This window comes from Pseudanabaena sp. PCC 7367, assembly GCF_000317065.1.
Classification (GTDB): Bacteria; Cyanobacteriota; Cyanobacteriia; order Pseudanabaenales; family Pseudanabaenaceae; genus Thalassoporum; species Thalassoporum mexicanum.
The window spans coordinates 1874967-1891338 of the sequence record NC_019701.1; the positions used below are offsets into that span (position 1 = coordinate 1874967).

16 protein-coding genes, 1 tRNA gene and 1 pseudogene are annotated in these 16372 nt (G+C 45.6%); 8 read left to right on the top strand and 10 right to left on the bottom strand.

The features are described from left to right. Positions 1–9: 9 nt before the first annotated feature. Complete coding sequence (locus PSE7367_RS07320; protein WP_015164733.1) at positions 10–783, bottom strand: putative capsular polysaccharide synthesis family protein; 774 nt, start codon at positions 781–783, stop codon at positions 10–12. Positions 784–942: 159 nt separating this feature from the next. Next, positions 943–1014, bottom strand: a tRNA-Gln gene (locus tag PSE7367_RS07325). Positions 1015–1403: 389 nt separating this feature from the next. On the opposite strand from PSE7367_RS07325, the gene PSE7367_RS07330 reads away from it, so the two are divergent. From PSE7367_RS07330 to PSE7367_RS07355, 6 genes are all read left to right on the top strand, one after another. Next, on the top strand, positions 1404–1586 hold the full coding sequence (locus tag PSE7367_RS07330; RefSeq protein WP_041698365.1) for a hypothetical protein: 183 nt from the start codon (positions 1404–1406) through the stop codon (positions 1584–1586). 552 nt (positions 1587–2138) lie between these two features. Continuing rightward, positions 2139–3113 carry a FecR family protein gene (locus PSE7367_RS07335; protein WP_015164734.1) on the top strand — a complete coding sequence of 325 codons (975 nt, stop codon included), beginning with the start codon at positions 2139–2141 and terminating at the stop codon, positions 3111–3113. 491 nt (positions 3114–3604) lie between these two features. Further along, positions 3605–4216: a hypothetical protein gene (locus tag PSE7367_RS07340; RefSeq protein ID WP_015164735.1), complete on the top strand. Its 612-nt coding sequence runs from the start codon at positions 3605–3607 to the stop codon at positions 4214–4216. Between the two features lie 523 nt (positions 4217–4739). After that, positions 4740–5669, top strand: coding sequence for an ABC transporter permease (locus PSE7367_RS07345; protein ID WP_015164736.1), 930 nt, complete (start codon positions 4740–4742; stop codon positions 5667–5669). Between the two features lie 68 nt (positions 5670–5737). Beyond that, positions 5738–6625: an ABC transporter permease gene (locus tag PSE7367_RS07350; RefSeq protein WP_015164737.1), complete on the top strand. Its 888-nt coding sequence runs from the start codon at positions 5738–5740 to the stop codon at positions 6623–6625. 532 nt (positions 6626–7157) lie between these two features. Continuing rightward, complete coding sequence (locus PSE7367_RS07355) at positions 7158–7718, top strand: YdcF family protein (RefSeq protein WP_015164738.1); 561 nt, start codon at positions 7158–7160, stop codon at positions 7716–7718. 51 nt (positions 7719–7769) lie between these two features. Here the strand turns inward: PSE7367_RS07355 and PSE7367_RS07360 are convergent, their stop codons facing one another. Next, positions 7770–8975, bottom strand: a complete 1206-nt coding sequence (locus PSE7367_RS07360; protein ID WP_015164739.1) for an FIST signal transduction protein — start codon at positions 8973–8975, stop codon at positions 7770–7772. 374 nt (positions 8976–9349) lie between these two features. On the opposite strand from PSE7367_RS07360, the gene apcB reads away from it, so the two are divergent. After that, a complete protein-coding gene (gene apcB, locus PSE7367_RS07365) occupies positions 9350–9847 on the top strand; it encodes an allophycocyanin subunit beta (RefSeq protein WP_015164740.1) in 498 nt (165 codons plus the stop codon). A 348-nt stretch (positions 9848–10195) separates the two neighbouring features. Here the strand turns inward: apcB and PSE7367_RS21875 are convergent, their stop codons facing one another. From PSE7367_RS21875 to PSE7367_RS07390, 6 genes and pseudogenes are all read right to left on the bottom strand, one after another. Then, positions 10196–10360: a hypothetical protein gene (locus PSE7367_RS21875; protein ID WP_156800361.1), complete on the bottom strand. Its 165-nt coding sequence runs from the start codon at positions 10358–10360 to the stop codon at positions 10196–10198. Next, positions 10353–10508, bottom strand: a pseudogene (locus PSE7367_RS07370) (DNA polymerase beta superfamily protein); the annotation flags it as partial. The pseudogene PSE7367_RS07370 and the gene PSE7367_RS21875, both read right to left, overlap by 8 nt. A gap of 93 nt (positions 10509–10601) precedes the next feature. Further along, positions 10602–12242 carry a B12-binding domain-containing radical SAM protein gene (locus tag PSE7367_RS07375; protein ID WP_015164741.1) on the bottom strand — a complete coding sequence of 547 codons (1641 nt, stop codon included), beginning with the start codon at positions 12240–12242 and terminating at the stop codon, positions 10602–10604. Positions 12243–12400: 158 nt separating this feature from the next. Then, entirely contained in the window at positions 12401–12922 is a 522-nt protein-coding gene (locus tag PSE7367_RS07380) for a DUF4112 domain-containing protein (RefSeq protein WP_015164742.1), read from the bottom strand. 98 nt (positions 12923–13020) lie between these two features. Beyond that, entirely contained in the window at positions 13021–13263 is a 243-nt protein-coding gene (locus tag PSE7367_RS07385; protein WP_015164743.1) for a hypothetical protein, read from the bottom strand. Positions 13264–13419: 156 nt separating this feature from the next. Continuing rightward, complete coding sequence (locus tag PSE7367_RS07390) at positions 13420–14406, bottom strand: LysR family transcriptional regulator (RefSeq protein ID WP_015164744.1); 987 nt, start codon at positions 14404–14406, stop codon at positions 13420–13422. 20 nt (positions 14407–14426) lie between these two features. Here PSE7367_RS07390 and PSE7367_RS07395 point away from each other — a divergent pair, with 20 nt between their 5' ends. Continuing rightward, a complete protein-coding gene (locus PSE7367_RS07395) occupies positions 14427–15425 on the top strand; it encodes a hypothetical protein (protein WP_015164745.1) in 999 nt (332 codons plus the stop codon). 35 nt (positions 15426–15460) lie between these two features. Here the strand turns inward: PSE7367_RS07395 and rnc are convergent, their stop codons facing one another. After that, positions 15461–16270: a ribonuclease III gene (gene rnc, locus PSE7367_RS07400; RefSeq protein ID WP_015164746.1), complete on the bottom strand. Its 810-nt coding sequence runs from the start codon at positions 16268–16270 to the stop codon at positions 15461–15463. Positions 16271–16372 lie beyond the last annotated feature (102 nt).

Below are 16372 nucleotides of genomic sequence, written 5' to 3' on the forward strand. Positions count from 1 at the left end.
GGTAAGCCATTAGGAAATTAGTAACCGCGATCGCCATTTACTAATTGTTGCTTCGATGAATTCCTGGCTATAAAAGTGATTGAAATACTGCGATTCACTCATGGTTTGTAGATAATCATGGGGCAGGATTAATTTAGCTCTGAATTCTTGGTAAGTCTGGGCATAATCTTTCTGGCTACCGATATTTGCATTCTCAATTTTAAAACTCTCAAGACCCAGGAATTTAGCGATCGCTCCCTCTTTTTCCTGGTTGCTAAGTTCTGAGCGTATGATCAAAAGCCTAATGTTTTGATTGTGATATTCTGCAATCCCATTGTCTGGGAAAGGCTGGGCGTAGATATCTATTCCTAAGTCCTTAGAACTTCTGTGAAACCAGACTAGGGGAGTTTGGTGTTCATATTTAGCTAAAAAAATCTCGCTTAATTCTTGAATAGATAAACTGCCAGCCTGGGATGAATTAGGCACATATCTTTCCAAATTTTGGAAAAAAGCGGATATGTTGCGGGCAATTGGTTCTCTTGTCAAGGAGATCACATTGAGTGGACGTGAATTTAAGATCTCTTGGTTATAAAGTTTTAAAATTGCTGCATCTGGGTTGTTGGGGAAGTAGTGGCAATGTCCTACAAATCCAGGGTATTGCTTTCTTAAAGGGTAATAAATTGATAGGGAGCCTACCTTTCCCATTTGATATAGCAATACTGGTGTAGCTTTTCCTATCTTTAAGTCATAAAGAAAAAGCTCTTTTAGATTTTTTACTTTCTGTTTAAGTGCTTTGAGGTTCATTGATTCAGACATTTTTTGCCACTAGATTGAGAAATTGTCTTGCTTCTCTTTGGGCTAATTTTTGACTGCGGTGAAATGAGTCAGCCTAAAAGTATTTCATCACTAATAGCTAGTCGAATGATTTGCTCTAATTTTAGATTTTAAAATCAAACTTAAAAACTGGGGCGGAAGGATTCGAACCTCCGAATGGCTGGACCAAAACCAGCTGCCTTACCGCTTGGCGACGCCCCAAAGTGCTTGCCGATCGCAAATGCTCATCTAATATAGCAAAAAAGCCTGTTATTGTGTCAACTTGTTTATCTATATTCTCTGGCTAGGGTCTTGCTTGTTTAAGGTGAAAACTATAATCGATTTAATCAATCGAGCTGTTTGACGATCTCTGATTCAGGTAACAAATGATAATCACCTAAAGCCTGCCAGATCAACATTAGTTTGATGAAGGACGATCGCTAATCAAAAATAGGTAGTCATGCAGTAGTAAGGATAATTAGCAATCGATTTGAAATTCGGAGCTTAGCTTGTTTGGATTATAGATATTCAACTATCGCCTAAATCCTTACTTGTTCAGCACTACCCAAAAATAGGGTTCCCAAGCGATCGCTAGTAACTACAAGTTAGGGTTGGCAGAGATTCTGTCTACCTCAGGCTCACATACTATAGTTAGCGATCACCCTGGTGATTTTGCGATCGCTGCACTCAACATTTATCTGTCGATCCTGGTGGTTGATTTAACTTTAGGCTTGAGTGAGTTTGATTTAACCATGATTAAAAGCCACTACAAGTCCTGCGATCGGATGTGGTGAAATCAGTTTTTATTTAGAGCCCTATTAAATTCTTAGGTTAAAGTCTGGATGCAAACCTATGATCTGAGCTAGCCATAAAAATAACCCAGCCAAAAAGAACTTGCTTTTTCGACCGGGCGTGCCTAAATTGTGATTATTTAAATTATCTTTTCTTAAATTGCAGCTAGGCTGAGATGTTTAATTTAAAGGCATCGGCAATTTAATCGCAACAGACTAAGCTTTGGATTGAATAAAGTAATTCAAAATCATAATTAATTCAAAGCAGATGAAGGCAATTAGACATACGAATATGGTTATGTTGAGCGCACCTTTTACTTTTTGCCACATACTGCTGATCCTCGACTCTTAATAAAAAACTAAAGAACTAAAAACAAAAAACTTTTAAACGAGCATAAATTTCTTAACTAAGATAACAGTAGTTACCACAGATATAGATTTAGAAATATTGCGCTAGGCAACGATCGGCAAAATCTCGATATAGGTTAGCGATCGAAACTACCCTCACTCAATTATCTAGCTCACTTAAGTTTTGGATTCAGCGATCTAAGCACCATGAAAATGAATCGGCGGCTGGGAATTGGAAAAATTTTGCTCTTGATGGCAATCGGTGCGATCGGTTGGAATTATGCTGGCTGGGAAAAGAATGCGATCGCCAAATCTGCCAATCATTTGCAGGTTGATATTGCTGACACCATCGATATCGATCGATCTAGCCTGGAGCAGTTGAAGCTTCACCAAGCATTGGTTAGCCAATCTTCACGCCCAGCAAAATATAAGCTCTATGTGCGGCAATTGGTCGGTCGGGTGACCTATCAACCAGGGGGACGCAGCCGCAGGATCGCAAAAATTGGTGATACCTTGCAAAATGTTGGCGATCGGCTCATTACTGGCAATCAATCTGGGGCGGTGCTGCGACTAGAAGAAACGATCGCCCAGGTGGAGCTGGCTGCCAATAGTGAGTTGGTGATCAGAAACTTTAAGATCGCCGATCGTGGTGGCCTGGTGAGCCAAATTACGCTCAGGCAAGGTCGAGCCAGATTCAGGGTGCCAGATTTCCTAAATCCCAGTTCAAATATGTATGTATCTACACCCACGACTCAGATATCGCTACGGGGGGCTGATTTTCTGGTGGCGGTGGATGCGGATGGTAAAACAACTGTTTCAGTCTGGCGTGGTAATGTGATCGCAAAAGGGGCAACCGCGCTTCAGCAGAAGATTACAACTGGTTTTTATAGTCTGGTGTTTCCCGGTGGAGCGCCCACCCCACCTGCAGCCATTAGCAATAATATTGGGGTGCGGATTGAGAATGTATTTATGGATCAACAGCGGCGTACCCATGTGGTGGCGCAGGTTGCACCGGAAAATAATGTGTTTGTAGCTAGTCAGGCGGTGATTACGGATAATTTGGGACGATTTCGGGTGATTCTGCCTGCTAACAGCGATCGCCAATTCATGGTTACGGTCAGTAGTCCGTTGGGGAGTAGTCAAACCTATAATTTGGCAGTGCCAGTTAGTTTAGCTAATTAATTAGGGGAGCCGTTCTAATCCAGGAGCAAGGGATCTTCAAGTTCCATTTCGATCGCCATAGCTGCCAGATCTCTTATTTATGGGTAGTGATAGAAGTGAGTATTCCTCGTAAGAGACTCTTGATTCAGTCTTGCTTCTAGGAGCAAATATCATTACATATTTAGGACTACCTCTTTATTCAAGTTTATTTAACGACAGAGCGCTACTGGTTTTAGTTAGCTAAGCAATTTAGATTAATCACCTGGTTAGCCAACCCTATTGTTGACGCTGTATTTGTTTGGCAAATATTCATGCTTATTTATGCATTAAAAATGTATTTATTGACTAGTCTCAGCTTTTGGGTCAGCTATGTTGCTTAATTCGAGCCTGAATCAGCGCAAAACTGCCTAATTAGAAAGACTTAATACAATAACATAAATCGATTTGCGGTAAACTAAATTCTAGATATAGATATTTTAGATACAAATGCAGACTTAGGGGGTATAAGTCTCTTGAACAGGTTTACCAAAAGTTTTCTAGCGATCGCAGGCTCCGTTGTTGCTTATAGTTGGGCACCGGCTGCTCATGCTCAACCCTATGTTGTGTATGTCACGCCCAGTGATTTGACCACGCTCGATCAGGTGCGTACCATTGTGCCTGATGCTTTCCGCAGTACGGTAGATGGCACGCAGGTAATCCAGGCTGGCAGATTTAACTCTTTAGCGCTGGCGGATGAGCGTTTACAATTACTGCAATTTTCGGGATTCACTGCCCAACGAACTGGTGGGGTCATAAATCCACCGATTGTCAATCCACCAATTACGAATCCACCGATCGTCAATCCGCCAATTACGAACCCGCCGATCGTCAATCCACCGATTACGAACCCGCCGATTACGAATCCTACTGGTCAAGGACGCTATATTACGGCTGTACCGATCAGGGGTGCTAGTGCTAGCTTTACTTTGCAGCAGGTGCGCCAGCATTTTCCCTTTGCGGCGGTGACAGAAACCAGGCGCGGTAACTATGTGAATGCGGGAGCCTATAGTAGTCGCGCTGAGGCCGAGGCTTGGTCATACTTTCTGCGTGCCAGGGGACTTGATGCCAGGGTGCTTTATTTCTAAAAACTTTATTTCTAAAAATAAGATTGCCTGTTCTGCCGATCTGCAATGGCTGAGGGTATAAGAATATTTGGCTATTAAGGCTATTAAGTTGTGGCATAGAAGTAAGGTTTTCTGCCGACTCTTAGTCAGGTTCAATCCTGTGGCTAAATATCCTTAGTATCCATAATATCTGTGGGGAATTTGGTGACTAGAGCAAGGCTAGAGCTAGACCTGTTTGCTAAAAATCAATCATAACAATGTGCTACCAGGTGCGATCGATTTGCCTAGTGATGTTTCAATCGAGATGTTGGGCAAGGAGTAACCCGAATGCTAAGAGCCACAAGATACCAATACACAAGAAGTCCCTTGAAGATGCACTAGGAGTGCCAATTGGTTCTGGGTTTTGGTTGGGCATTAAGAACAAGCCACCGATCTAGACTATTGCGATGAATCCTGATAGATATATGCTTAAGCTCAGTTGGTGTTGATGTATGTCGATCGCTAGCGAGATTTGCCCCTGCCTTGCGATGCTTAATTCTTGGTTATGACCTCAACCACCAGACCGGATTCACCCCAATTGCCCGACCCTATCTCTAATCCGAATCGTCCCCCATCACGCCTTTCAAAACTAATCGCACCATTGGCTTTTCTAGCTCCTGGGGGAAGCTGGTTGATCTTATTTTTGATCCTGCCTGCCCTCTTACTGCTGATCAAAAGTTTTGTGACCCCTACGGGTAGTTTTACTCTTACTAACTACAGCCGCATCTTTGCACCAAACGAGGCTGGCGATCTCATTTATCTGGCAGTGATCTGGCGATCGCTCCTGTTCAGCGGTATTACCACTGCGTTATGTTTATTAATTGGCTTTCCAGTGGCCTATTGGATTGCGGTGATTGCTCCCAAGCGCTGGCAAAATGCCCTACTACTGGCGTTTGTGCTGCCATTGTGGACATCTTCATTGCTCAGAGCCTATGCCTGGATTTCGATCCTGCGCCGATCGGGATTGCTGAATAGCATCCTGGTGGCGATCGGTTTACCGCGCCTGAATTTGCTCGATACCCCCGCCGGGGCAATAATTGGCATGGTCTATAGTTTCTTGCCCTATATGGTGTTGGTGTTGTTTTCTTCGCTCGAAAAACTAGATCTGCGTTTACTCGAAGCGGCTGCTGACCTGGGTGCAAATGCCCGTCAAACTTTTGTGCGGATCACGATTCCTCAGGTAGTGCCGGGGATTGTGGCTGGTTGTGCCTTGGTGGCGATCACCAGCTTTGCCGATTATATTAACCCAGCGATTCTGGGTGGAATCAACGGCAGTATGATCTCTTATTTCATTGAACGCCAGTTCTTGGGCCCAGTTGGTTTTAGTGGTTGGGGCTTTGGCTCGGCGCTGAGCATGATATTAATTCTGGGGGTGAGCATTATTATTGCGCTGTTGATCAAGTTTGGCGATCGCAGTGCGGTGAAAGATGTCTAAATCATTGAAACCTGTTTAGATGAACTAGTCACGATTACTTTGCAATCATGAATCATGGTTAGAAAACTATGCCCCAAGAGTCCCAGCAGCCCCAGGATTACTCAGCTCAATCAACTAGCCTAGCTAGCTCAGAGCCAAATTTGTCCCTAAAAATGCGATCGAAACTTAAAGGTAAGTTGGGTAAATGGCAGACCTGGTATGTGATGGTCGCGTTTGTATATATGTACTTGCCGATCGCCATTCTGGCGGTGCTGAGCTTTAGCCCCTCGACCTATCAAATCAAGCTAGACGGCTTTACGCTGCAATGGTATGTGGATTTCTTACAGGATACGCGGTTGATGTCGGCCTTGGTTAATAGCCTCACGGTTTCTGCTGTGGCGGTGGCGATCGCGGCGGTGTTGGGAACACTGATGGCGGTGGGGCTGTCGCGCTATTATTTCCCCGGCAAAAGCTTATATCTGGGGGCTAGCTATTTGCCGCTGATTATGCCGGATATTGCGATCGCGGTGGCTACCTGGTCATTTTTTATTGGCATTGCCGTACCCCTCAGTCTGGGAACGGTAATTTGTGCCCACATCGTCTTTTCTCTGGCCTATATTGCGGTGGTGGTTTCCAGTCGTTTGGCCGGGCTTGACCCGAGACTAGAAGAAGCGGCGATCGATTTGGGGGCAACTCCAGCCCAGGCTTTTATGCGCGTATTACTACCCCAGCTTTTGCCAGGAATTATCTCCGGTTGTTTGTTGGCGTTTGTGCTGAGCCTAGATGATTACTTGATTGCCCGCTTTACGATCGGCACGGGGGATACGACCTTACCGATCGCTATTTTTGAAACGATCCGCCGACCGGCCGAAGCATCCAAGTTAAGGGCTCTAAGCGTAGTGCTTTTGCTTGGTTCTGGGGCGATTGCTTTGGTGGCAGAACTGATTCGCAATTGGGGCAGTGCCGATCGTGCTTAAGTCTAAATAGCTGGCGCAGCGAATGAGGTAATTAGAGGTAATTATAAATTTGATTGCTTATTTTGCTACCAAAGATTAGATCGTTAAATATTAAACTGTCGCTAAGTTTGGTAGTTTAGCGATCGCCACTGGTTATAGTATTGCTAGGGCTTTTAATAGGGCGAATTTTGTCTAGCCACTGACCGAAAGAAAGTAGTGCGATTAATTCAATTCCAGGCTTAGGGTTATTGTTGTTAATCTGATAACTTTGCATCTGTTCCCGTGGGGAAACGAGATCCAAGAGGCAATCTAGACTAGAGCTTACCTAGAGACAAACAAGACGAGATAAACAAGGCAAATTGAACATGTTGCGGATGCATCACGATCGATTTTTCCGATATATTATTACCTCGTCATTACTATGCCCATAAATTTGCTCATGGCCAGAACCAAATTAGTAGTGAGTAAATCATTTGTCTGTAACTTCTTGATTGGAAATAGAGCATAATCTGCTCAGCGATCGGGGTGAGCAAAATTTAGTTAGCCAAATTTGATGAAAAAGCGAACTAAACAATCTGGATTAGTAGCACTTTGTGCCACCGTATTAGGCTTGGGCGCATTGTTTGTGGGTGATTTGCCCACCGCTTCCGAGCAAACCCCCCAGGCGATTCTGGTCTTGGGTGGGGCACCGTCCCGTGAGCAATTTGCTGCTCAATTTGCCCTCGATCATCCCCAACTGCCGATCTGGGTTTCTTCCGGTAGCCCGGTGGATTATGCCGAGTATGTATTTCAAGAAGCTGGCATTCCCCTCGATCGAGTCACGCTGGATTATCGTGCCGTTGATACGGTAACTAATTTCACCACCCTGGTAGATGATTTTGCCGCTAATGATATTACCGATGTGTATGTGATTACCTCGGACTATCACATGCCCAGAGCCAAGGTGATCGGCAAGATTGTGTTGGGGAGCCAAGGGATTCGGATGCATCCGGTGGAAATCCCCTCTAAATATAATCAGGAACTAGCGGTTAAGTCCTGGCGTGATGGGGCCCGATCGGTATTTTGGACAGTGACTGGGACAACCCTGAGCCTGCCGCGATCGGATGAGCCATAAAATATTAACAATAAAAATTAATAAATCTAATACATCAATTCAATTAACTTCCTAGACTGGGCGGAAAATGCCAAACACCGAGGTATAGCCGTGCAGGAAAGTTGTGCCACCCACTGGCCCAATTTCGCCACCACAGAAGAAACCACCCACCGGAATCTCGCCGATGTGCTTGGCAAATACGATCGAGTCGAAATTCGGCTTGCCGTATAATCGTTCCCCTCTGCCCATGCAAGAAAACACCAACGCAGCCGTGGGAGCACTAGCGGTTTGGTCATTATCCACCTGGGTTTTATAGCGGCTGAGATTCTCTTCCAGGTCGGCCGCCGAAGCATCCGCATCGCGCAGGTGGAGTTGAATCCGCTGGCCAGGACGTACCCGATCGCCCACCGCAATCGCGCCAGTTTTGGGATCAACGCCAATAATATTACGAATTAAAAAATCACCCTGCTCGGTACTTTGCTTAAACTCGTTCATCACCACCCCCACAAACAGCGAGTGTTTAGCCAGCTCTCGATCGCGTTCATTTAGCTCACTGACAATGTCTTGCAGGGCTTCCAGGGGTGGGCGATCGTCCAGCGACAAAATAATATTGCGATCGCACTCCGACACTTGCAACGCTTCGCCGATCGGCCGACAACCCTGAGCCACCACCGCATCGATCGTGATGCCACCCCACAGTGCCATTCCCACCAGACCCTTGCGATAGAGTTGATAGGTCTGGCGATCGTGGCTGCAAAATAATGAATTAGTACCCAGGCCACCGCCACTGGCCAAACCACCCACCTTCACCGCACTGGGATAGGCAAAATCCAACCCCTGTAATAGGTCATTGACTGGAAACGAAAAGGGATCGCCCAGGATCACAAAATTGGGCTGCTGATTGACTTCAATGCCAATTAGCTCATGCCAGCGATCGGGAGGGCTATCTAAATCAGGCAGATCGTCTTCATCCAGATAAAAGGTTTTAGCACCTGCCAAAGGCAAATTTGCCACCGTCAATGAGATCGCTGGCAGATCTTCGAGTTCCTGGCCATTGCCAATGATGCCACCACCGGAACAGCCAATTAAATATTGAATTTTTAGTTTTTCTTCCAGCAGTGGTAACAGCCGTGGATACTCACTGGCGAAGGTGTTGGAGGCAAACAAAAAGCCAATATCTGGCGATCGCCCCTGCAGGCCACGCAGAACCTGCTGTGTTACATCTTCTAACGCAGCCTCCAAGGATACTTTAGTAGAAAGACCGTTAACCCACTTCATATCCTGTTCCTAGTCATTTGCCCGCTAATTTTCTTGTTTGCTAAAATTTTAGGTGGTGAATTCCGTCTCAGTTGGTAACACCAACCTAAATGTTAAAGGTTTACACTTTATAAACTTATATTGATTTGTGACCGTTGCCACCGTGATGATTAGTTAGATCTTAAAGTTAGGGCTTAATTGCCCCTGATTAAGCTAATTTTGGTAACGTTTTTGCGTTTTAGCAAGCTGCCATTGAGAGACTAGCTAAAGCCGCAAGTTGCCGTTACATCTGGATGCGGTGACATAGATAAGCCACAAAGGGGCGAAGTCTAGTATCCTAAAAGGTATAGAAATAAAATGATATATACAAATCTATCTAAAGGAGCAATCATAATATGCTAGACGCAGTAACTAGCCTAATTGGTGCCTATGATGCCACAGGCCGTTACCTCGATCGGGATGCTTACGATCAAATTAAATCCTATTTTGATACTGGAGCAGAACGCTTAAAGGCCGCTTCGATGATTACTGGTAATGCGGCAGCGATCGTTCAGGAGACAGGCTTAACTCTATTTGATGCCGCGCCTACTTTAATTCGCCCCGGTGGTAATGCCTACACCACGCGTCGCTATGCCGCTTGCCTGCGCGATGTTGACTATTTTCTGCGCTATGCCACCTATGCCCTGGTTGCTGGTGATAATTTTGTCTTGGATGAAAGGGTCTTGCAGGGGTTGCGGGAAACCTATAACTCGCTAGGTGTGCCGATCGGGTCTGTGGCGCAGAGCATTCAGATTATGAAAGCAGTGGTAGTTCAACTGGTGGGCACAGATGCGAGCTGGTTGACTGGCCCATTTGACTATATGGCCAATGAACTGAGCGAAGTCAATATTTAAATATTTAGTCAAGCTGAGCCGAATTTTTCGTAATGCTAAATCAATAGTGGGTAGCTAGTATGATCTAGTGCTTTCTAGTTGATTTATCGGTTCGTTTGCACTACGTCATAGATATGGCATTGCTTTGAGCATAAATGCTTTTTTTATATTTTCTTATTTGTAAATTCGATTTAAATTCGATCGCGGTTGACTAAACCCCCATGATTAGCCGTGGTGTTGTGCAAATGCCAAAGCCGATCGCTGGGTTGCTGTTCTAGCCGATCATATATTTTATTTGCTTTAATCATTGTTACCCCATCTTGCCTGGGATTCAGGACTTCGAGATTTTTGCTCGGAAGCCTTGACTACTTAGGCGGTGGGGTAATTGTTTGTTATCAGAACGCGGAAGATCTGATCGGCTTGCTGAATCAACGATCGATCCGGCTCTGGCTTTCCCACCCGCTTTGTCTTATCGCTGAGGATCGAAGTGATATAACTATCCAGAATTAAGTTGCGATCAAGGCGATCGCCCATAAATAAACCGCACATCAAAATCGCTATCCTGGCAGGGGAAACCCCAGGCGCGGCTACCGGATTCTACCGCCAACAAGATCCGCACATTATATGTTTGTGACAGAGTTTGCAGCTTTTGGCTAATGTATGGTCTGGCCTCTGGTGCGATCGTAGGTGCTGGCAATATTTCTAATTCGTCTTAACAGATCTTGATTCTGGCTCACTGGAGCATCAGTATAACGATTTGTCCAGATCACCTCAGCTATAGGATCACCAATGCCTGTGAGCTTTCCAGATGCTTAATTAACGTGCCAGTAGGTAGCGGCCCATTAAGATGCTGCCAGGGCAAAATCTGGTTAGGCTGCCAATTTTCATGGACATAATAATCGAGTGGTGGTAAGCGATCGCCCAGTCCCATACTTAGCTCCTTGAAAGCCCGCTTATAGCTGCCATTGCTGGGCACTTCACCATTGCTATAACCATAGGCAAGTTCCAACACCCTGGTAACGCGGCGATCGCCCCTGGAAATTAGGGCTTGGGTCAATGAATCTTTGTAGCTCTCTGGCCGAAAATCGATCCCCTTGGCGGCAAGTCGTTTCTGCAAAAACTTAAGCTTTTTATCGCTAGATTTACTCACCCCCAGCCATTGCCAGGGCGTATGGGATTTGGGCACAAACGTAGAACAACCAAAGGATAGGCGCAATTTGGGTGCAACCTGGCGTAACCCATAGAGCATTTCCACTGTGGCTTCTAGATCGCTGTCGATCTCACCGGGCACGCCAACCATGCCATAGAGCTTCAGTGAACTGAGCCCCCCTTCCTGGGCATTGATCGCCGCCTGGGCGATCTGATCGTTGGTCAATTTCTTATTAATAATTTGCCGCAATCGCTCTGAGCCACTTTCCACCGCCACCGTCACCGATCGACTATCTCGCTTAGACAGGGTTTGGGCTAGTTTCAGGGTCAGGGTGTTGGTGCGCACCGATGCCAGAGAAAGGCGGAGATCGTCAAATTTGGGTTGGGCAAGATAATCCAATAACAGCTCAAATTCCGGATGTTGGGTAATCGATGCACCCAGCAATCCCAATCGATTGGTAACCGCTACGCCCCGATCGATCGCCGGAATCAGGCTGGTTTCCGCGTCGGGAGTCCGAAACGGCAGGGTTAAATAGCTGGCCAGACAAAAACGGCACATTTCAGGGCAACTGCGCACCACCTCCACCATATAAATGCTTTCCCAGGCGGCTTTCTCGGTCACTACGGTCGAAGAGGTGAGCGTATTCCCGCGATAGGTTTGTTTATTAATCTGTGCCGGAATATCAGGGCTTATAGGCGTAATCGCTTCGATCGCACCATCATCCGAGCCATAACTAACCGCATACATACTGGGCACATAGACCCCAGGAACCTGGGCAAGGTGCTTGAGTTGGCTAGCTCGATCGCCATCTCTCACCTCGGCATAGGCAGCCAGCATATTACCAATCAGGTCTTCACCATCACCAATCAAAATCAAATCAAACCAGGCGGCAAAGGGTTCTGGGTTGGCGCTCAGCACCGTACCGCCACCAAATACTAGGGGGTGATCATTGGTGCGATCGCTCTGCTGGATCGGAATACCAAGGCTATTCAGGGCATTAAGAATATTTACATAGTCCAATTCCCAGGAAAATGAAATCCCTAATAGCTCAACTTCTCTGGGCAATGGCTCATGTACATCAGTAAACCAACGGCTGACGGCTAGCTCTGGGCGGGTGGTCAAATTAGCCCACACGGCTTGATAGCCCAGGCTGGTAATGCCGATTGTGTAGGTATTGGGAAAGGCAAACACCACGCCGATCGCATCATGATCGGGGATCATCGGCGTAAATAATAATTTTTCGGAATTAAAGGGGGCTGAAATCACAAAAGTTTGGCTAATTGGGGCGATTGGTAGATTGCAGAGGCAATTACTAATCTAGCCTTTCTTTTTCCTCTTTGCAGCAGGGCGGCAATAATTGATCGATGGCGATCGGAAGGTATTCAGAAGGGATATTGATATATCTGCAATAAGAGCTTTAAGGCTTAAATCTGGAAAATTGCCCGAATTATCCAAACTACCAATAAAACAGGCACCACCACAATCATTGCTAAGGCCAAGATCAACCCCACCACAAATAGCGGATTAGTTTTTTGATTGGGGCGATCGACTTCTAAATGTTTTTCCAGTAAGGCAATATTTCTGGTGTTGGCTTTCCAGGTGGCATCAAAAATATCGCCCAAACCCGGCACTAAGCCGATTACAGTGTCAGTTAAAACATTGCCAACCATTTTCCAGATCACATGCTTGGGCAGATCCAGCTTTGCCGCTTCCATCACAATGTATGCCCCCGCCGCACTTCCCAAAAAATCACCACTGCCACCGAGGATGCCCAGTAACCCCAAAATTGGATCTAAGCCGATCCTGAATTTTGTACCAGGGATGGCGATCGCGCTGTCGAGTAAGAAAGCAATACGGCGCAGCTTTTTTACCTTTTTGTGCGTATTGTGGGTGCTGTGCCTAGTAGTTTTATTTTTCTGACTAGATGTGGGACTTGCTTCAGGCATTTGCGGCTACCTATGGTGTGGGCATGGTTAGCCTAGATTATGTTTGTGAAAATAGGATGATTGCTTAAATTTGCGATCGCCGATTAAGGTAAAACCATCTACCCATCACCGATCAACATTTTTCTGGCCTGTTCGATTCTGGTTTGGAAAGCATTTAAATCAAATTGGACGCAAGTATGATCATCGCTGATTACATTACGAGGCAATTCAATTTTTAATTTATCGGGCCCTTCCTCCTGCGAGATCAATGCCACATACTCCCCCTCAATATAAACCTCTACTACCCTTTGCTCAAAGATTGGATAATCACAGATCACGTAATCGTATGCTTGCTTAGCCATGTTGTTTCTTGATAAATTTTCTGGTCAGAATTGACTTAAACCGAATAAATCTAAGCAATCTGTCGATCCGATTAGAACCACTAACTACTTAATTGTGGCTAATTAATAGATATATATCTGATTGAGTATATTAAGCGATCGCTATTTGTGATTAATCTATGACTTTTTAGTAGCCGATGAAGTTGTATCTACCTGATCAGATTCCTCTGCTATATGCAAGTGCTTATGGCGAAACTGGGGCAAAATTTCATTACAAAAAGCTTCTGTGGCTCTAGAGCGATAGCGACTGGGGTTAGAAATTTGGCAAAGAGTACGCTTAATTGCTAGTCCTTCGATCGCCATTTGTCGAATTGAGCCCGTTTGCAGCTCCTTTTCGATCGCAATCACCGATAAGAAAGCCGCGCCAAGCCCAGCCTGGACAGCGTTTTTGATCGCCTCGATCGAATTTAGCTCCATTTCCACCTTCAGTTGCCTGGGGTCAACCCCATTGGTCATTAAAACTTTATCAATCACTTTGCGAATGGTGGATTGTGAATCTAAAGTGATAAACTGCAGCTTATAGAGTTCATCGCCCGTGAGCATATCCCCTTGGGCTAGGGGGTGGGAAACTGGTAAAACCAAAGCCAGTTCATCTTCGGCATAGGGCACGACCTCTAATGAGTCTTGCAATTCGGTGGGTATTTCACCACCAATAATCGCTAAGTCTACCTGCCCATTGGCAACACTCCAGGCAGTTCGACGAGTAGAATGGACATGTAGTTGCACAGCCACATCTGGATACCGGTGGCGAAATGAGCCAATCATCCGAGGCATTAAATAGGTTCCAGTAGTTTGACTAGCACCAATAATTAATGTGCCCCCATGGAGATTTTGCAGATCTTCGATGGCGCGGCGCGTCTCTTGACATAAGCTAAGGATCCGATCGCCATATGAAAGTAATAGTCTGCCTGCCTCAGTTAGCTGTGCCCGCCTCCCGCCTCGATCGAAAAGAGGAATATCTAGCTGTCGCTCAAGATGTTGAACCTGCAAGCTAACCGCAGGTTGTGAGACATAAAGGCTATCCGCAGCACGCTTAAAACTGCCTTCCGCCGCGATCGCCTTTAGAATTCTCAGTTGGTCCAGGGTAAAAGGAATATCGATCATAAGTTAATAATTAACAAAATATGAATCGGGAGGTTATCCAAGATTTTTTAAATTTGCCAGGGATTGTGGGCGTTGCTCTTACCAATCGGCGGATGAGGCCGTATTTTCAAGGTCTTAACACCAATTTGGATGAACGACAACAACAAGCTCTGGCACAGGGCATTTTGCAAGTATTAGAAAATATGCCCGAAGGTTTTGATGCCTTTGAATTTTATTTTGCTGGCAATCTGGTATTCATTTACAGACTGTCTCATGGCTTGGTACTGCTGGTTTTAACCGACAAATATCTGGATATCAAAACCTATCGCTATGCGATCGCTAAGGTAAAGCAGGCAGTTCATGCTGATGTTTATAATACCGTTGCTGCTTTTAAGCTGCTATTAGGCAGTAATTTTAATTCTCAAGCATCTGCAGCTTGGTCAGGCGGGAACATAAGTCGTCCTAACCCTAGTCCTAGCCCTGAATTGGCAACAGATCACACCGCATTGCAGTCCTATGCCACCAGTATTCAAGTTAACGTTAACTCACCATCAGCCACCTCCGCCGATTCCCAAAAATATCCAACTAATCATCAACAGGCTAGGCGATCGCTTGGCCAGAGCAATAATCAATCAGCTCAACAGCAACCAGCTCAGTTAGCAGAAAGTGAACCAGCTACTAAGCCAGTATCCGCTAAAAGTAGCCCCCAGACATATAAGTTAGATGAACTTTTGGCCGCGATGAATGATGTGAGCAAATTTACTACTCAATATCTGGGCAAGGTGGTAGTTAAAAATTACTGGCGTTCCTGTCGGCCTAAATCGATCGCCTGGTTACAGGAGTTTGAACTCGATCGCCAGGGCAAAATATCCCATCCGCAGGTAGCGACGTTATTGTGTGATCAAGAGCAACGATCGCATTTGCAAATCTGGTTAGCCGCTTATATTAAGCGCTGCAAATTGGTGATTCGTAATTTTGACCAGATGCTCATGCAGGATTGCCTGAGTGCAGATCAAGCTAGGATTTTATTTGGCAGATAATTGAACCCAGCCAAAGAATTGTTAGCTAGTTTTTACTAGTTTTTGATTGTTGGCAGCAAAGCTGCATAGGCATATTCTGCTGCTACCTGTTGCGCCGCCTTAATACTGCTGCCCTCACCATACCCCCAGCATTTGTCTTGAAACCAAACCTCCGCTGCAAATAGTTCTTTTTGGGGCTTCTTGCTATTTTGCCTAGCTCCATCAACATTGGCATTAGCCGTATGATTAGGCCGAACCGCAACCGATCGATATTCGGGCAACATCTTCCAGTGGGCTTGAGTCAGCTCCTGCAATGCGGCCTTATAATTACCCATGCTGGGTTGTTGCAAAAGCTGTTGGGCAATGCGATGTAAATGTAAGTCGAGCCAGGGACTAATTAAACTCAGGTCATTGGTGCTCAGATATAGCGCCCCTAAAATCGCCTCTGTGGCATCTGCTAAACGCGATCGCTTTGCCTTGGGATCATCGCGCAACGAACTACTCATCACCAGAAACCGATCGAGACCGTAGCGATCGGCAATTTCTGCCAGAGCTTCATCACTGACCAGATACGATCGTAACGCGGCTAAATCTCCCAATGGGCGATCGTGGTAATGCTGCCGCAAAAACAAAGCTACTGCTAAACGCAACACACTATCCCCAAAAAACTCTAGCTTTTCATAGTTATGCTCACGATCGAAGGTGGCATGAATCAGCGCTTGATCCAAAAGCAGCCAGTTAATCGGCGATCGCTTGCTATGTTTGGTTTCACCTTTGGTGGCTATGCCCAATCGGGCAATCAGGCTATCCAAGTCTCGTTGACGACTGGGAGCAAGGGCAAAGCGATCGGAACTGGGGCTAGTCATATGTCCAAATAGTGATATTAAAATTAAATATTAAAGGTATGGTGGTTACTTATATAAATTGTAGTGAATCTACACTGATCGGCTAGATGCTTGATCTGGATT

Coding starts and splice junctions, on each gene's coding strand:
- PSE7367_RS07320 (WP_015164733.1), bottom strand. CDS start 783: ATGAACCTCAAAGCACTTAAACAGAAAGTAAAAAATCTAAAAGAGCTT.
- PSE7367_RS07335 (WP_015164734.1), top strand. CDS start 2,139: ATGAAAATGAATCGGCGGCTGGGAATTGGAAAAATTTTGCTCTTGATG.
- PSE7367_RS07345 (WP_015164736.1), top strand. CDS start 4,740: ATGACCTCAACCACCAGACCGGATTCACCCCAATTGCCCGACCCTATC.
- PSE7367_RS07350 (WP_015164737.1), top strand. CDS start 5,738: ATGCCCCAAGAGTCCCAGCAGCCCCAGGATTACTCAGCTCAATCAACT.
- PSE7367_RS07355 (WP_015164738.1), top strand. CDS start 7,158: ATGAAAAAGCGAACTAAACAATCTGGATTAGTAGCACTTTGTGCCACC.
- PSE7367_RS07360 (WP_015164739.1), bottom strand. CDS start 8,975: ATGAAGTGGGTTAACGGTCTTTCTACTAAAGTATCCTTGGAGGCTGCG.
- apcB (WP_015164740.1), top strand. CDS start 9,350: ATGCTAGACGCAGTAACTAGCCTAATTGGTGCCTATGATGCCACAGGC.
- PSE7367_RS21875 (WP_156800361.1), bottom strand. CDS start 10,360: ATGGGCGATCGCCTTGATCGCAACTTAATTCTGGATAGTTATATCACT.
- PSE7367_RS07380 (WP_015164742.1), bottom strand. CDS start 12,922: ATGCCTGAAGCAAGTCCCACATCTAGTCAGAAAAATAAAACTACTAGG.
- PSE7367_RS07385 (WP_015164743.1), bottom strand. CDS start 13,263: ATGGCTAAGCAAGCATACGATTACGTGATCTGTGATTATCCAATCTTT.
- PSE7367_RS07390 (WP_015164744.1), bottom strand. CDS start 14,406: ATGATCGATATTCCTTTTACCCTGGACCAACTGAGAATTCTAAAGGCG.
- PSE7367_RS07395 (WP_015164745.1), top strand. CDS start 14,427: ATGAATCGGGAGGTTATCCAAGATTTTTTAAATTTGCCAGGGATTGTG.
- rnc (WP_015164746.1), bottom strand. CDS start 16,270: ATGACTAGCCCCAGTTCCGATCGCTTTGCCCTTGCTCCCAGTCGTCAA.